Genomic DNA, 15,932 nt, shown 5'->3' with positions numbered 1-15,932 from the left:
CGGAGCGGCGGGGCCGCCTCACGGCGCGGCCATCGCCTCGTCACGGCTGGCCGAGGGGCTCTGTCCGGTCCAGCGCTTGAAGGCCCGGCGAAAGCCGCGCACGTCGCTGTAGCCCAGCGCTTCGGCGATGCGCTCGATGGGCATATCCGGGTTGCTCAACAGGCTCATGGCCCGCGCCCGGCGCACCTGCTCCAGCAGGGTTTCGAAGGTGATGCCGTGCTCGCTCAGGCGTCGGCGCAGGGTCCGGCTGCTCATGTTCAGCCCATGGGCCACGGCGTCGATGGGGCTGCCCTGAGGCAGGTCGCGGGCGATGGCGCGCTCCACGGTCTGCAGCAGGCTGGCCTTCTGCTGCACCTGGGCGCTTTCCAGCTCCAGCAATTGCAGGGCCTGGCGCAGGGCCACCGGCTGGTGGCCGGGCAGCGTCCTGTCCAGCCAGTGGCTGGCGAACACCATGCGGTTGTGCAGGCAACCGAAGTGCAGGTTCGGCCCCAGCAGGCGCTGGTACTGCTCGACGTAGGGCGGCGCGCCATGGGTGAACTCGAAGCGCAGGGGCTGGAATTCGGCGCTGGCCAGGGCGCGGTTGTAGACCATCAGGCTGGCGAAGAACTCTTCCACCGCGAACACCTGCACATCGGCAAAGGGCAGTTGGCACGCCACCTCCACGAAGCTCTCGGCGGCCCCCTCGTGCAGGCTGTAGACGGCCATGCTGCCAGCGGTGTGCTGGAAGCGCAGGCCCACCTCGAAGGCGTCGCGCAGGGTCTTGCACAGCGACAGCACGTGGCCGAGCAGGCCGAGGGTGCCGAGCACGTTGCGGTGCCCCACCCACAGCCCCAGCCCCCCTTCCGGGAAGGCCGCGAGGGCGCGCTGGATCAGGGTCGCCGCCTGGCGGTAGGAGATGCGCTGGGCCGGGTCCTGGAGGTCATCGGGGGTGAAGCCCAGGCCACGGCACAGGCGTTCGCTGCTGATGCCCCGGTCGCTCACCACCTCTGCCAGGGTCTGCAGCAGGAAGGGTGAAACCTGGGCCAGGTCGTACTGGGCGTCGAGGGGTGTGAAGGTCATGGCAGGCACATCCGAAGCCGGCGCCTGAGGGTTCTTGTTGTGGGGCCAGGCGCGCAGGGTGGCCATCATAACGCGTTCGGGATCGACCCAAGAGGGGTTGTAACAGCGTATTGCAGCCTGGCCTTCAATGCCCCCTGCCTGTCCGGCAATGCCCTGCTCCGCCAGGCCGCCAGCGCTTATTCCTATGGCGCCGCCCGAGGGGCCCTCCGGCGGCGTCCACACACAATAACAATGAGCACCCCCATGAATCCGAACCGTGCCACTTGGCTGCTTCCCCCTGCAGCCGCCCTCGCCATCGCCCTGCCACTGGCCGCCCAGGCCACCGAGAACGGTGTCGACAACATCGGCCCCGGCACCGATGGTTTCTTCGTCCTGCCGCTGGACGTGAACAGCCTTCCGGACCACATGTTCGCCTTCAACCTCTACTACAACCACTACGAGTCTAAGAAGCTGGACATCAGCTCCCTGGGCGGCAAGGTGCCGGAGGTGAAGATCACCTCCGACGCGATCATCCCGCGCCTGGACTACCTCAGCCCGCTGCGGCTGCTGGGCGGCCGGGTCGGTGGCTACGTGGCGCAGCCGTACATGCGCCAGCAGGTGGCGCTGTTCGGCCAAGAGAGCCGCCGCGAAGCCCAGGGCGACACCACCATCGCGCCGCTGATTCTCTGGGACATGGGCAAGGACCTGACCCTGGGCGCCGCCCTGGAGATCACCCTGCCCACCGGCAGCTACGACGCCGCGCGGCCGGCCAACACCGGCAACAACTTCGTCACCTACAAGCCGCTGCTCTCGGCCACCTGGCAGCCCAGCGAGCGCACCGAGCTGTCGGTCAAGGCCACCTACAGCTTCAACAAGGAGAACCCGGACACCGACTACCAGTCCGGCCAGCTGTTCCACTTCGACTACTCCACCAGCTACCGGGTGACCGACAACCTGCGCCTGGGCCTGAACGGCTACTACGTGAAGCAGACCACCGACGACAAGCAGTTCGGCCGTACGGTGACCTTCATGGGCGAGGACGTGGACGACGGCGTGCGCGGGCAGGTCTTCGCCATCGGCCCGGCGGTGCACCTGACCTTCCTCAAGTACGCCAGCGTGGAGATGCGCTGGGCCAAGGAGTTCGCCGTGGAGAACCGCCCGGAAGGCGAGATGCTCTGGGCCAAGCTGAACCTGCCGTTCAGCCTCTGAACCTTTCGGCCTCTGGACCTTCCCGGAACGCAGAACCCCAGGCAAGGGCCTGGGGTTCTCTCAGTCAGTTGGCATCGACCGCAGGAGCGAGCGCTGCTCGCGAAGCGCTTCACGCTGGAGTAGCTGACCCCGCGCTCAGCTGTACACCGGCCACTGCTCGACGATGCGCCCGTCACGCACCGCCAGCAGGTCGCCGAACTGCAGGAGGATGGATTCGGACTGGGTCGGCCGCAGGAACACCTGGTCATCCACGGACAGGCCGACGGCGTGGGAGCCGTTGATCATTTCCTGGTTGGAGCTGCGCCCGTAGAGGCCGTTGAACTGCAGGCCCTTGGGCGATTCCGGCTCGGCCATCCAGTTGCCGCCGTAGATGAAGAAGGTCTCGCGCTGGTTCGGGTCCCACCAGGAGAACAGTGCCGACTTGCCGTCCAGCGCCGGGATGCGCACCGCGCCGGTGCTCTTGAGCACCGGGGTGGCGATGTAGGCCGCCGGCTGGTGCTCCTCCAGGGAGGGCAGGTCGTAGTGGGTGGGCTTGAGCAGTGCCGAGCCCACCGAGACCTCGCTGCTGGTGCGCTCGCGCTCGTGCATGCGGTAGCTGGGGCTGCCGGCGGTGTTCAGGGTCAGGTCCGGGCGCCACAGCGTGGGGTGCCGGGTGCGGGCATAGTCGACGAAGCCGTCGTACAGCGTCATCACCTTGGCGAAGAGCGCCTCGGGCGAGCCGAGGATGCCGGGCACGCCCATGCCGACGAAGGGGTCGTAGCCCATGAAGCCGGCGAACTCCAGGTGCTGCGGGTTGGCGCCGACCAGCTCGAGCATCCGCCCGAGGCCGGCCGTGTCCTGCACGCCGCCCCGGTGCAGCCCCACGTCCAGTTCGATGTTGATGCGCATGCGGATGTTCAGGGCCTTGGCCAGCGCCAGGTACTGCGCCAGTCGCTCGGGGGTGTCGAGCAGCCACTGCAGCTGCCGGGCCGGGTCGAACGGACCGCGATGGGCCTCGTAGAACAGCTGCGCCGCACGCACCGGCAGGGGCTTGCCGAGCAGGATGTCCGACTCGGGGAAGCGTTCGGCGTCGTGGTTGAGGAAGGGCTGGTGGAACGACATCAGCCGCTGGGTGCCGGCACGCTTGGCGATGTAGTCCAGCAGTTGCGGCGACGGCAGGGACTTCTCCACCAGGCGAAGCGACTTGCCGGCACGGTGCACCGACTGCATCACCACGTCGATGTTGTGGTCCAGCCGGTCGAGGTCGATCAGCATCACCGGGTGCATCGGCCCCTGGGCCTTCAGCTCGCGGTTCAGGCGGGCGAAGTAATCGCTGTACGGGGCGCCCTTGTCGGCCGGCCGCAGCCAGGCGCCGACACCGGCGAGCAGTACGCCGGCACCGGCCGTGCCGACGAGGAATTTGCGACGGTTCATGGCTTCTCCTTGTTATCCGGCCACGCCGAGGATCGAGGACAGGTGCGCATTGAGGAACTTGCCGCTCGGGTCCAGCGCCTGGCGCACCTCTGTGAACTCCTTCCAGCGCGGGTAGAGCGCCTGCAGGGTGCGCGCGTTGAGCGTGTGCAGCTTGCCCCAATGCGGCCGGCCGGCGTACTTCCAGAAGATCGGTTCGACGGCGGCGAAGAAGTTGTGGTGGTCCATGCTGTAGTGCTGGTGCACGGAGATGGAGCAGCTGTCGCGGCCCTCGAACATGCTCAGGGGGATGTCGTCGGCCTTCACGTAGCGGTACTCGATGGGGAACCAGGTGCGCAGGTCCTTGTCGCGGATCAGCGCGAGGATCTCCCGCAGGCAGGCCGGGCCATGCTCGGCGGGCACCGAGTACTCCATCTCGTTGAAGCGCACGTTGCGCACGTTGGCGTAGATCTCGTGGGAGTCGCCGACCCGGTCGTCGAAGCTGGCGATGTGGCGCAGACTGTTTAGCAGCGCGCGGCGTGCGGCGGGGAAGTCGCTGCCGTACTTGTCGAGGTTCTCGATGATCTTCACGAAGCCGTTGCCGCCCTCCTCCTCCGGGTCCAGCGGCGGCGTCGCCGGGTCGGTGGTCTCGTTGAGGGCGACGGACAGCGCGTAGTCGGAATGGGTGATCACCAGCATCTCCCAGTGCTGGTTGTCGCGGGTGAGGTTGCCCACGTCCTCCAGCAGTTCTTCGGTGCTGGCGATCCACTGCTTCTCGCGCAGGCGATAGGCCTCGCGGTTCTGCAGGCGCACCCGCGTCGCCACGCCCAGGGCACCCAGGGACACCCGCGCGGCGTTGAACACCTCGGGGTGACGCTGGGCATCGCAGTCCAGCACCTCGCCGCTGGCGGTCACCAGTTGCAGGCCGGTGACTTGTGAGGAATAGGAACCGAAGCCGACGCCGGTGCCGTGGGTCGAGGTAGCGATTGCCCCGGCCAGGGTCTGGTAGTCGATGTCGGCCATGTTCGGCAGCGCCTGCCCGACCGCCTGCAGCGCCGGCCCCATGAGGGACATCGGCGTGCCGGCGGCGAACTCCGCCTGCAGGGTGGCCGGGTCGTGGGCGAGCAGGCCGTTGAAGTAGGCCAGCGACACCAGGGTGCCGTCGGTGGGCACAAGGGCGCTGAAGGAGTGGGCCGAGCCCACCGGGCGGACCTTGCCTTCGGCCTGGCGGATGACCTGGACCAGCTCGTCCAGGCTCTGCGGGGCGAGGCGTGCCTGGGGCAGGCAGCTCTGCCCGCCGGACCAGTTGCGCCAGGGGATCAGCCGGGGCGCGCGGGCCAGTTCCGCCAGCGCCGGGGTGCAGGCCAGCGCGGTGAAGGCGCCGGCGACGCCGGCTCGTTGCAGCAGCTGGCGTCGGGTGAGGTTCATAGCCATGGAAGACGCCTTATTCGAGGTGCTGACCGGACATGAAGGAAATCAGCGCGAGGAACTGTTCTTCCGAGCACTGCATGCACATGCCCATCGGCGGCATGCCCTTGAAGCCGTTGATGCTGTGGTCCAGCAGGCTGTCGGTGCCCTGGGCGACACGCGGCGCCCAGGCGGCGGCGTCACCGCTCTGCGGCGCCCCGGAGGCGGGGTTGGCGTGGCACAGCTTGCAGCTGGTGTCGTAGACCTTGGCCAGGGCCGGGTCGGCCGGTGCCAAGGTGGCGGTATTCTGCGGCGCGGCCGGCTTGGCCTCCTCGCCACAGCCGCCGAGCAGCCCGGCCAGGGCCAGCAGGGCGGGAATCAGCAGGTTCGCGGGTTTCGGCATCGCACTCCCCTCTTCTACCGCGCCCCGGCGGGGCACGGCGCTTGTTGTGGTGGGTAGCGCGCCACGTTACGCCAGGCGCCTCCGGGCGCTGAGGGCATTGGCGGACAGCGAGGGGGCTTGGCAGGACAGCGCGATGACCGCGCCGGAAACCACAGGGTGGGGAGGCGCCTCAGCCGAGGGTCTTGGTCATCTCACGGGTGGCTGCCCAGCCGAGGGCCTGGTACACCGGGCGGCCGACCTCGGTGGCGTGCAGCACGGCGAAGCCCAGGTCGCGCCGGGCGAACTCGGCTTCCGCCAGCTTCATCAGCGCCGTCGCCAGCCCCCGACGCCGGTAGGCCGGCTCGACGTAAACGTTGAGCACGTAGCCGCGCTGCTCCTGGGTCGGGTGGGCCGGGTGCGGTGGCCAGTCGATGCTCATCAGGCCGATGCCAGCCGCCGGGCTGCCCTCGTCCATCACCATGAAGCCGTAGTAGCGGCCGTCCTCCAGGCGCACCCGCAGCCAGGGGCGGAAGTGCTCGGTCATCACCCGCAGCGCAGCCGGATCACCTCCGGCTTCGAGGAACATCGCCTCGCGGTGCCTGCAGATCAGTTCCAGGTCGTCCGGTACCAGCTGCCGTACCTGCAGCCCACCGAAATCGCTTGCCTCGATACCCTCTTCCATCGCCCTATCCTCCCTGGTTGAGCGCCGATCCTAGGGGCATCGCGTGCCATGGCATAGGCACAGATCGAGGTGGGAAAGGCCATACACCCGACGGGATGGAACCTGCCGGGGACAAGGACGGGTCGAACCCAGGTGGACTGATGAAACAGGAGGGTAGGAGATGGAACGATTCACCGGAGGCTGCCTGTGTGGCGACCTGCGCCTGGTGGCGGAGGGTCGGCCGTACCGGGTCGGGCTGTGCCACTGCCTGGACTGCCGCAAGCATCACGGGGCGCTGTTCCATGCCTCGGCGATCTTCCCCGAGGCGGCGGTGAGCCTCGAAGGGACCGCCCACGCCTACGCAGGCCGGCATTTCTGCCCACGGTGCGGGTCATCGGTGTTCAACCGTTCGGGCGATGAGGTGGAGGTCAACCTGGGGGCGTTGGACGCGCCCAACCAGTTGGTGCCGACCTACGAGAGCTGGGTGATCCGACGCGAGTCCTGGCTGCCGGCCTTCCCACTGGCCAGGCACTACTCCCAGGATCGCGACCCGACCAGCCGCTACGAGGACTGACGGCACGCACCGCCACATCTCCGCACGGCTGGCGTACGGCAGCGGCTAGAAGGTGTAGGCGATGCCCGCCTGTACGGTGCGCGGCGCGCCGGGGTAGGCGTAGAGGTTGAAGGCGCCCTCCTCGTACTCCTCGTTGAGCAGGTTCTTCACGTCCAGGTTCAGACGTACCTGCGGCGTCAGTTGGTAGAAGCTGAGCAGGTCGACGACGGTATAGCCCTTCATCGCATAGGTGCTGGCGGAGGTTTGCCCGGCGCGGTCGTCCACGTAGCGCACGCCGGCGCCCAGGCCCAGGCCCTTGGCGGCGCCGTCCTGGAACTCGTAGACGTTGAGCAGGCTGAAGCTGTTGCGCGGGATATTGGCCAGGCGGGTACCTTTCTTCAGGCTGTTGTCGCGGGTCACCTCGGCATCGACAAAGGCGTAGCCGCCGGTCATGCGCCACTCAGGGGTGAGGTTGCCGGCGATGTTGAGGTCGAAGCCACGGCTGCGTACTTCGCCGGCGGCAACACTGAAGGCGGAATCCAGGGGGTCGAGGGTGAGCACGTTCTGCTTGACGATGTGGTAGATGGCCGCGTCGACGCTGAGCTGCTGGTCCGGCGACTCCCACTTCAGGCCCACCTCGTAGGCCTTGCCTTCCTCAGGATTGAAGCCATCGCCCTGGCGGCTCGCACCGGTGTTGGGCTTGAAGGACTTCGACGCGTTGGCATACAGCGCCAGGCTATCGGTGAGGTCGTAGATCACCCCCAGGCGCGGGGTGGTGGCGGTGTCCGCCGTGCTCCAGTCGCGGCTGCCGGGCAGACGGTTGTCGTAATCGTGCTCGTAGCGCTCCACACGTACGCCCGCCAGCACCTTGAAGCGTTCGGTGAGGGCGACCTGGTCCTGGACGAACGCCGCCCAGGTGGTGAGGTTTTCCTTGTCGTGGGTGGTCACGCGGGTCAGTGCCGGACGTGCCTGGCCGGTGGCGGGGTTGAAGATGTCCACGGTGTAGTCGCCGGTCGAACCGCCGGAGCGGCGGATGATGGACCTGTAGTGGTAGTCCTCGTATTCCACGCCAGTCAGCAGGGTGTGGGCCAGGCCGAAGGTGTCGAAGTGGCCAGTGAGGTTGAGCTGGTAGTCGCGGTCGCTCCAGTCCAGCTTGCGGTAGTTGAAGTTGCGCCCCAGGGTGCGCCCGTCAGCCTGCAGCCCGTTGGCTTCGATGGCGTTGCCCTGCAGGGTGCCGTTGAGGTCCTGCACGCCGCCAGCGAGGGTCCAGTCGGCGTTGAGGGCATGCTCGAAGCGCAGTTGCAGCATGTCGTTGTCGTTGTGCAGCCGGTTGTCACTGCCCGAGCCCCAGGCATTGGTGTCGCGAGAGGGGTTACCGGCCTGGTTGGGGTAGCGGGTCAGGCCCCGGTCGAGGGGATGGTTGTTGCGCATCAGGTCGGCTTCGAGGGTGATGCGCGTGTCGTCGGTGGCCTGCCAGCTGATGACCGGCGCCACGTCGTAGCGCTCGCTCTCGACGTTGTCGCGGAAGCTGTCGCCCCCCTCCCCCAGCAGGTTCAGGCGGTAGGTCACGCGGCCTTCCTCGTCGAATGCGCCAGTGGTGTCCAGGGTGCTGCGGTACAGGCCCTGGTCGGTAACCTGCGCGCCGAGCGTGGTCTTGCGCTCGGCCTGGGGCTGCTTGGTCACCACGTTGAAGGTGCCGCCCGGATCGCCACGGCCATAGAGGCTGGACGCCGGCCCGCGCAGGACTTCAAGACGTTCGATGGTGTTGGCGTCCGGCGCATTGGGGTAACCCCGGTTGATGGGGAAGCCATTGCGATAGAACTCGCCGGTGGTGAAGCCGCGCACGGTAAAGGTGGTCAGCCCCTGGCCCCCGAAGTTATTGGCGCGACCGACGCCACCGGCGTAGTCCAGCGCCTCCTGCAGGCGCGTTGCCCCGGTGTCCTCGACCACGTCGCGGGGGACCACGGTCACCGACTGCGGGGTTTCGTGCAGGGTCGTGTCGGTGCGCGTGGCGCTGGCTGATCGGGTCGCCTTGTAGCCCTTCACCGGCCCATCCGCGCGCTCCCATGCTTCAGCCTGGGCATCGATGTTCAGGGCATTGAGCTCCAGCGAACCGGTGTCGTCGGCTGAGAGTGGTGGTTCGGCACTGAAAGCGGGGGCGGCAGCCTGGAGCAGGCAGAGAGACAGAAGGGTACGGCGCATCGAAAGGCGGTTCCTTGCAAGACGAGGTGAAGGTAGTTGTAGGAATGCGCTGCACGCTATCACAAATGACAAGCTTTATCATTCGCAAACAATGCCTTGTCCTACAAGATCTTCTTGCCCAGGCGCTACCAGCGAGCCGCCCAACCCTTCAAGGGTGGCTCGCTGACAAAGACCAGCGCGCCCTCACTTGCACGCCTTCAAATTCACCGCCCCCACGAAGTGGTTGCCGTGCCCCATCACGCAAGCCACGCGCTGGTTGCGGTTCCGCTCCCAGGCTTCTACCGGGTACTGCTTGTTCCAGGCGGTGTAGAGCTGGCGGTCCTGTTTGGACAGGCGCAGGCCGTAGCGTTCGCTCATGTAGAAGTAGGTGCGCGCGATCATCCCGCGGATCTGCTGGCGCGGCATGGCCTTGCGTGCCTTGAAGTCCACCACCATCGGGCAGGCGCCGTACTGGCTGGGCGCCTGGGGCAGCCAACCGAAACCGTAGTTGCTGCGGTCGCCATTCACCTCGCCGATGCTCGGCACCAGGTTGTGCAGGTCGGCTTCGGCCCGGCGGTAGGCGTCGTCGTGACGGGCGCAGTTCTCGCGACCGCCGTTCTGCCAGCACTTGCGCTGGTGGCCGATGACCCAGGCCGGGACGATGTGCTCCCACTCGATGCGGCTGGCGCGCTTGGCATTGGTCCGCGGGACGTAGCCGCAGCTCTTGAGGTCCACCTTGTTGCCGCTGTAGCGGCAGCCGCAATAGAACTCGACGGGGTGGGAAGCGTAGAGCTTCCAGGCGGCTTTCTTGGCTTCCTGGAAGGTGCGCGGCGCGGCGGCCTGGGCGGTACCGGCCAGCAGGAGGGAGAGCAGCAGGACGAAACGGATCATGGATCAGGGGATTCCCGTACAGCGTGGAGAGGCACTCACTGACAGCGGTTCTTCATCGGAGTTTTGTTGCCAGGGGATGAGTTCAACGAGTATATGTATATTCATACAGTATTCAATGAGAATCGTCCGATGATGCCTTCAGCCCCCATGCCCTTGCCAAAACCGCTGTCACAAATCCCTGGGATGATCCGTTCCCGGAAACACCCGCTACCGCTGCGCGTTGCCGGCGGTCCGGACAACCCTGCACCACGCCGGCCGGCTGGAAGCCGCCACGGGGCGCGGTGCCTGCACTGATGAGGAGAACAGGGATGGTCGACGTGATGCAGTTGAAGTACACGGTCAACCGCATGGCGGTGTCCGAAGTACGCGAAGCGGTGGACGAGCTGCTGCTGGAGGGGCTGGTGACCGACGGCAAGACGCCCTTCACCCGGGTGCACTTCAACACCTGCCTGGCGGAGATCGAGGCGCTGTTCCAGCGGGCGGGCTACCACCGGCCGCTGGACGTGGTGGGCTACCAGGGGCTGGTGTATGCACTGTTCGACCCGACCCGCTGGGAGCCGGTGGAGGTGCTGCGCTGGCTGAAGGACTACGTGGAGAACGCCCAGGCCTGCCGCTCCCTGGCACGCACCGCCGACGAGCTCAGCGCCGCTGGGCGTATGCCGTGAACAGGCCGCTGCCGACGATGATGGCGATGCCGACCACGCCGATGGCATCCGGCGCGTGGTCGAAGAGCAGGTAGCCGAGCAACCCGGCGAAGACGATCTGCCCGTAGCTGAACGGTGCCAGCAAGGCCGGCGAGGCATACCGGAACGCCTGGGTCAGCAGCATGTGCCCGCCCATGCCGCAGGCGCCCAGGGCCAGCATCAGCAGACCGTGGCCGGTGGTGGTGGGCAGGCTCCAGAAGAACGGCACCAGGGTGCTCATGATCAGGGTGTTGGTGAGGCCGGTGATGAAGTTGGTGGTGGCCGGGCTGTCGTAGCGCGAGAGGATGCGCGTCAGCAACTGGTAGAAGGCGAAGCACACCGCCGCCGAAACCGGCAGGAGCACCGCCGGGGTGAACAGCGCGCCCCCGGGCCGCACGATCAGCAGCACCCCACCCAGCCCCAGCAGGACCGCCACCCATTGCCCGCGGGTGACGCGCTCCTTCAGCAGCGGCACCGACAACGCCGTGACCAGCAGCGGCGCCAGGAAGATCACCGAGGTCGCCTCCGCCAGGGGGATGTAGCGCAGCCCGGTGGTGAACAGCAGGCTCACCCCGATCAGGCACAACGCCCGCGCCACCTGCAGCCCGGGACGCTTCGCCCGCAGCACCCGCAAGCCCTGCTGCGGCAGCAGGTAGCCGGCCAACAGCAGCGTGTGCACCAGGTAGCGCACCCACACCACCATGATGATCGGGTAGAAGGCTGACAGGTATTTGGAGATGGCGTCGTGGCTGGAGAACAGGAAGATCGCCACGCAGATCAGCAGGATGCCCTTCAAGGGCTCCTCGCGGCGCAGCGATGGGGTACTGGGGCTCATGCGGGGTTCCGGGCAGTCTGCGGCCGCTATGTTTAGCAGACTAATGATGAGGCGGCTCAGAAAATAGCGACTTGAGCGACCGACCTCAACTCAGCGTGACCGGTCTGGGGTTATCCTAGCCGCCCCTCCCCGACCCCGCCCGGCCCGATGAACCCCGAAGACCTCCTGCTGCTGGTGACCCGCGAGATGCCCTACGGCAAGTACAAGGGCCGCCTGATCGCCGACCTGCCCGGCCACTACCTCAACTGGTTCGCCCGCGAGGGCTTCCCCAAGGGCGAGATCGGCCGCCTGCTGGCCCTGATGCAGGAGATCGACCACAACGGCCTCAAGCCGCTGCTGGAGCCCCTGCGCCAGAAACGGCGCCGACCCCAAGCAGGTGCAACCAACTCGGACTAGTATGGAAACGCGCCCCTCGCCGCGTTTTCCCGACGACCGGTTGCACCTCCCCAGGCATCGCGCAACCCCGCGCGCACCGAGGCGGTGCGGGGTTTCCCAGGCTTGCTGGAGACAGCGAAATATCAAGGTTGCACCTGGTTGCACCCCGACTTCGGCACAGCTACTCTTGGCGCCGCAATCCGCCGTGCCGACCACGGCAGCTGACGAGGACAAGAAATGGCCACCACCACTACCCTTGGCGTGAAACTCGATGAGGCGACCCGCGAGCGTCTCAAGGAAGCCGCCCGCCGCATCGACCGCACGCCCCACTGGCTGATCAAGCAAGCGATCTACAGCTACCTCGAGACCCTCGAGAGCGGCACCACCCTGCCGGAGCTGCAAAGCATCGCCGCACGCCTGGCCGAGGGCGACAGTGAAGCGGTGGAGGCCCTCCTCGACCCGGTCTACCAGCCCTTCCTCGAATTCGCCGAGAGCATCCTCCCGCAGTCGGTCCTGCGCGCCGCGATCACCGCCGCCTACCGCCGCCCCGAGGAAGAAGTGGTGCCCATGCTGCTGGAGCAGGCCCGCCTGCCCGCCGAGATGGCCGAAGCCACCTACAAGCTCGCCTACGGCATCGCCGAGAAACTGCGCAACCAGAAGAGCGCCGGCGGCCGTGCCGGCCTGGTGCAGGGCCTGCTGCAGGAGTTCTCCCTCTCCTCCCAGGAAGGCGTGGCGCTGATGTGCCTGGCCGAAGCCCTGCTGCGCATCCCGGACAAGGGCACCCGTGACGCCCTGATCCGCGACAAGATCAGCAACGGCAACTGGCAGCAGCACCTGGGCCAAAGCCCGTCGATGTTCGTCAACGCCGCCTCCTGGGGCCTGCTGATCACCGGCAAGCTGGTGTCCACCCACAACGAGGCCGGCCTCTCCAGCTCGCTGAACCGCATCATCGGCAAGAGCGGCGAACCGCTGATCCGCAAGGGCGTGGACATGGCCATGCGCCTGATGGGCGAGCAGTTCGTCACCGGCGAAACCATCGCCGAGGCCCTGGCCAACGCCAACAAGTTCGAATCCAAGGGCTTCCGCTACTCCTACGACATGCTCGGCGAAGCCGCGCTGACCGAAGAGGACGCCCAGCGTTACTACGCCTCCTACGAGCAGGCCATCCACTCCATCGGCAAGGCCTCCCACGGTCGCGGCATCTACGAAGGCCCGGGCATTTCCATCAAGCTCTCCGCCCTGCACCCGCGCTACAGCCGCGCCCAGTACGAACGCGTGATGGACGAGCTGTACCCGCGCGTGCTGGCGCTGACCCTGCTGGCCAAGCAATACGACATCGGCCTGAACATCGACGCCGAGGAAGCCGACCGCCTGGAAATCTCCCTCGACCTGCTGGAACGCATGTGCTTCGAGCCGGGCCTGAAGGGCTGGAACGGCATCGGTTTCGTCATCCAGGCGTACCAGAAGCGCTGCCCGTACGTGATCGACTACGTCATCGACCTGGCCCGCCGCAGCCGCCACCGCCTGATGATCCGCCTGGTCAAGGGCGCCTACTGGGACAGCGAGATCAAGCGCGCCCAGGTCGACGGCCTGGAAGGCTTCCCGGTCTACACCCGCAAGGTCTACACCGACGTGTCCTACGTGGCCTGCGCGCGCAAGCTGCTGGCCGTGCCGGATGCCATCTACCCGCAGTTCGCCACCCACAACGCCCACACCCTCTCGGCCATCTACCACATCGCCGGGCAGAACTATTACCCGGGCCAGTACGAGTTCCAGTGCCTGCACGGCATGGGCGAACCGCTGTACGAGCAAGTGGTGGGCAAGATCGCCGACGGCAAGCTGAACCGCCCCTGCCGCATCTACGCCCCGGTGGGCACCCATGAAACGCTGCTGGCCTACCTGGTGCGTCGCCTGCTGGAAAACGGCGCCAACACCTCGTTCGTCAACCGCATCGCCGACAGCTCCATCTCCATCAAGCAACTGGTGGAAGACCCGGTCGCCAGCATCGAAGCCATGGCTGCGGCCGAAGGCACCCTCGGCAAGCCGCACCCGCGCATTCCCCTGCCCCGTGACCTGTACGGCGCCGGCCGGGTGAACTCCAGCGGCATCGACCTGGCCAACGAGCACCGCCTGGGTTCCCTCTCCAGCGCCCTGCTCGGCAGTGGCCATGCCGACTGGCGCGCCCGCCCGATGCTGGGCTGCCCGGTCTCCGAAGGCGAGAGCCTGCCGGTGCTCAACCCGGCCGACCGCCGCGACGTCGTCGGCCACGTGCAGAACGCCAGCCTCGAAGACGTCGGCAACGCCGTGCTCGCCTCGCTGACCGCTGCCCCCATCTGGCAGGCCACCCCGCCGGTGGAGCGCGCCGCCGCCCTGGACCGTGCCGCCGACCTGATGGAGGCCGAGATCCAGCCGCTGATGGGGCTGCTGTGCCGCGAGGCCGGCAAGACCTTCGCCAACGCCATCGCCGAAGTGCGCGAGGCCGTGGACTTCCTGCGCTACTACGCCGCCCAGGCCCGCCACGACTTCGCCAACGACAGCCACCGCCCGCTGGGCCCGGTGGTCTGCATCAGCCCGTGGAACTTCCCCCTGGCGATCTTCACCGGCCAGGTGGTCGCCGCGCTGGCTGCCGGCAACACCGTGCTGGCCAAGCCCGCCGAGCAGACCCCGCTGGTGGCCGCCCAGGCCGTGCGCATCCTGCTGCAGGCCGGCATCCCCGAAGGCGCCGTGCAGCTGCTGCCGGGTGAAGGCCACACCGTGGGCGCCGCCCTGGTGAACGACGAGCGCGTCAAGGGCGTGATGTTCACCGGCTCCACCGAAGTCGCCGGCATCCTCGCCCGCAACGTCGCCGGCCGCCTGGACGCCCAGGGTCGCCCGATCCCGCTGATCGCCGAGACCGGCGGCCAGAACGCCATGATCGTCGACTCCTCCGCCCTGCTGGAGCAGGTGGTCAACGACGTGGTCGCCTCTGCCTTCGACAGCGCCGGCCAGCGCTGCTCCGCCCTGCGCGTGCTGTGCCTGCAGGAAGACGTGGCCGACCGCGCGCTGGAGATGCTCAAGGGCGCCATGGCCGAATGCCGCCTGGGCAACCCGGACAACATCATCGTCGACATCGGCCCGGTGATCGACGCCGAAGCCAAGGCCGGCATCGACCGCCACATCGAAGCCATGCGCAAGAAAGGCCGCCACGTCTACCAGGTCGCCCGCACCGAAGGCGACGTGATGAGCCGCGGCACCTTCGTCATGCCGACCCTGATCGAACTGGAAGGCCTGGACGAGCTGGAGCGCGAAGTGTTCGGCCCGGTGCTGCACGTGCTGCGCTACAAGCGCGAGAACCTGGACCAGCTGCTGGACCAGATCAACGCCACCGGCTACGGCCTGACCCTGGGCGTGCACACCCGCATCGACGAAACCATCGCCAAGGTGGTGGACAAGGCCCACGCCGGCAACCTCTACGTCAACCGCAACATGGTCGGCGCCGTGGTCGGCGTGCAGCCCTTCGGCGGTGAAGGCCTCTCCGGCACCGGCCCGAAAGCCGGCGGCCCGCTGTACATGTACCGCCTGCTCGCCACCCGCCCGGACGATGCGGTCACCCGCACCTTCCAGCGCCTCGACGAGCAACAGGCCGATGCCGGCCTGCGCACGCTCCAGGAAGAGCGCCAGGACAAACCGCTGGCCGCCCTCAAGGAGTGGGCCGCGAAGGAAGGCCGTGGCGAGCTGGCCAGCCTCTGCGACCGCTTCGCCGAGCTGTCCCAGAGCGGCCTGAGCCGCACCCTCCCCGGCCCGACCGGCGAGCGCAACACCTACCTGCTGCTGCCCCGCGAGAACGTGCTGGGCCTGGCCGACGACGAAGCCGACCTGCTGGTCCAGCTGGCGGGCGCACTGTCGGTGGGCAACCGCGTGGTCTGGCAGGACGGCGAAGTGACCAAGGCCCTGCGCGCCAAACTGCCGAAGGCGGTTCAGTCGCGCATCCAGCTGGTCGCCGATTGGAAGAGCGAGGACGTGGCGTTCGACGCCGTGCTGCACCACGGTGATTCCGATCAGCTGCGCGAGATCTGCCAGCAGGTCGCCGCCCGCAAGGGCGCGATCATCGGCGTCCAGGGCCTGTCCCGTGGGGAAACCGCCGTACCGCTGGAGCGCCTGCTGATCGAACGCTCCCTCAGCGTCAACACCGCCGCCGCCGGCGGCAACGCCAGCCTGATGACCATCGGCTGACGTCCCGGGCCGCCTCGCGGCCCAACGGCCCGCGCTTCCACAAGAAGCCGGGCCGTCCGGTTCCCGGCCTTGCGCCGGGCACCTTCCCAGCCGGCGGCCCGTCCCGCCACCCGCCC

The 15,932-nt window shown here is 67.7% G+C and carries 13 protein-coding genes; 5 read left to right on the top strand and 8 right to left on the bottom strand.

The genetic code is table 11. The annotated features are described in order from the left end of the window. Positions 1 to 18: 18 nt before the first annotated feature. The gene (locus tag PotMrB4_RS10255; RefSeq protein ID WP_172433175.1) at positions 19 to 1,059 is read right to left on the bottom strand and encodes an AraC family transcriptional regulator; all 1,041 of its coding nucleotides are present in this window, start codon (positions 1,057 to 1,059) and stop codon (positions 19 to 21) included. A 243-nt stretch (positions 1,060 to 1,302) separates the two neighbouring features. Between PotMrB4_RS10255 and PotMrB4_RS10250 the strand changes: the two genes are divergently transcribed. Further along, positions 1,303 to 2,247, top strand: a complete 945-nt coding sequence (locus PotMrB4_RS10250) for a SphA family protein (RefSeq protein ID WP_142010681.1) — start codon at positions 1,303 to 1,305, stop codon at positions 2,245 to 2,247. 135 nt (positions 2,248 to 2,382) lie between these two features. Here PotMrB4_RS10250 and PotMrB4_RS10245 read toward each other — a convergent pair whose 3' ends face one another. The 4 genes from PotMrB4_RS10245 to PotMrB4_RS10230 form a co-directional block, all read right to left on the bottom strand. Then, positions 2,383 to 3,660 carry a DSD1 family PLP-dependent enzyme gene (locus PotMrB4_RS10245; protein WP_394354030.1) on the bottom strand — a complete coding sequence of 426 codons (1,278 nt, stop codon included), beginning with the start codon at positions 3,658 to 3,660 and terminating at the stop codon, positions 2,383 to 2,385. A 12-nt stretch (positions 3,661 to 3,672) separates the two neighbouring features. Continuing rightward, on the bottom strand, positions 3,673 to 5,070 hold the full coding sequence (locus PotMrB4_RS10240; protein WP_394354029.1) for a D-arabinono-1,4-lactone oxidase: 1,398 nt from the start codon (positions 5,068 to 5,070) through the stop codon (positions 3,673 to 3,675). A gap of 10 nt (positions 5,071 to 5,080) precedes the next feature. Beyond that, complete coding sequence (locus PotMrB4_RS10235) at positions 5,081 to 5,446, bottom strand: c-type cytochrome (protein ID WP_172433174.1); 366 nt, start codon at positions 5,444 to 5,446, stop codon at positions 5,081 to 5,083. Between the two features lie 169 nt (positions 5,447 to 5,615). After that, positions 5,616 to 6,107: a GNAT family N-acetyltransferase gene (locus tag PotMrB4_RS10230; protein WP_172433173.1), complete on the bottom strand. Its 492-nt coding sequence runs from the start codon at positions 6,105 to 6,107 to the stop codon at positions 5,616 to 5,618. A gap of 160 nt (positions 6,108 to 6,267) precedes the next feature. Here PotMrB4_RS10230 and PotMrB4_RS10225 point away from each other — a divergent pair, with 160 nt between their 5' ends. Then, on the top strand, positions 6,268 to 6,660 hold the full coding sequence (locus PotMrB4_RS10225; protein WP_172433172.1) for a GFA family protein: 393 nt from the start codon (positions 6,268 to 6,270) through the stop codon (positions 6,658 to 6,660). A gap of 45 nt (positions 6,661 to 6,705) precedes the next feature. On the opposite strand, the gene PotMrB4_RS10220 is transcribed toward PotMrB4_RS10225, so the two are convergent. Both PotMrB4_RS10220 and PotMrB4_RS10215 read right to left on the bottom strand, forming a co-directional pair. Beyond that, complete coding sequence (locus tag PotMrB4_RS10220) at positions 6,706 to 8,841, bottom strand: TonB-dependent siderophore receptor (protein ID WP_172433171.1); 2,136 nt, start codon at positions 8,839 to 8,841, stop codon at positions 6,706 to 6,708. Positions 8,842 to 9,024: 183 nt separating this feature from the next. Next, positions 9,025 to 9,711 (bottom strand): endonuclease, encoded by a 687-nt coding sequence (locus PotMrB4_RS10215; protein ID WP_044412690.1) that lies wholly within the window; start codon positions 9,709 to 9,711, stop codon positions 9,025 to 9,027. Between the two features lie 308 nt (positions 9,712 to 10,019). On the opposite strand from PotMrB4_RS10215, the gene PotMrB4_RS10210 reads away from it, so the two are divergent. After that, on the top strand, positions 10,020 to 10,376 hold the full coding sequence (locus tag PotMrB4_RS10210) for a transcriptional regulator (protein ID WP_172433170.1): 357 nt from the start codon (positions 10,020 to 10,022) through the stop codon (positions 10,374 to 10,376). On the opposite strand, the gene PotMrB4_RS10205 is transcribed toward PotMrB4_RS10210, so the two are convergent. Then, positions 10,351 to 11,229, bottom strand: coding sequence for a DMT family transporter (locus PotMrB4_RS10205; RefSeq protein WP_044412698.1), 879 nt, complete (start codon positions 11,227 to 11,229; stop codon positions 10,351 to 10,353). The two genes, PotMrB4_RS10210 and PotMrB4_RS10205, sit on opposite strands and share 26 nt — an antisense overlap. 147 nt (positions 11,230 to 11,376) lie before the next feature. Here PotMrB4_RS10205 and PotMrB4_RS10200 point away from each other — a divergent pair, with 147 nt between their 5' ends. Further along, on the top strand, positions 11,377 to 11,625 hold the full coding sequence (locus PotMrB4_RS10200) for a DUF3820 family protein (RefSeq protein WP_044412700.1): 249 nt from the start codon (positions 11,377 to 11,379) through the stop codon (positions 11,623 to 11,625). A 216-nt stretch (positions 11,626 to 11,841) separates the two neighbouring features. Continuing rightward, positions 11,842 to 15,816, top strand: coding sequence for a trifunctional transcriptional regulator/proline dehydrogenase/L-glutamate gamma-semialdehyde dehydrogenase (gene putA / locus PotMrB4_RS10195; protein WP_172433169.1), 3,975 nt, complete (start codon positions 11,842 to 11,844; stop codon positions 15,814 to 15,816). Positions 15,817 to 15,932 lie beyond the last annotated feature (116 nt).

The organism is Metapseudomonas otitidis (assembly GCF_011397855.1).
Taxonomy (GTDB): Bacteria; Pseudomonadota; Gammaproteobacteria; order Pseudomonadales; family Pseudomonadaceae; genus Metapseudomonas; species Metapseudomonas otitidis.
The sequence above is the reverse complement of the archived record's forward strand: the minus strand, read 5'-3'. Positions and strand labels throughout refer to the sequence as shown.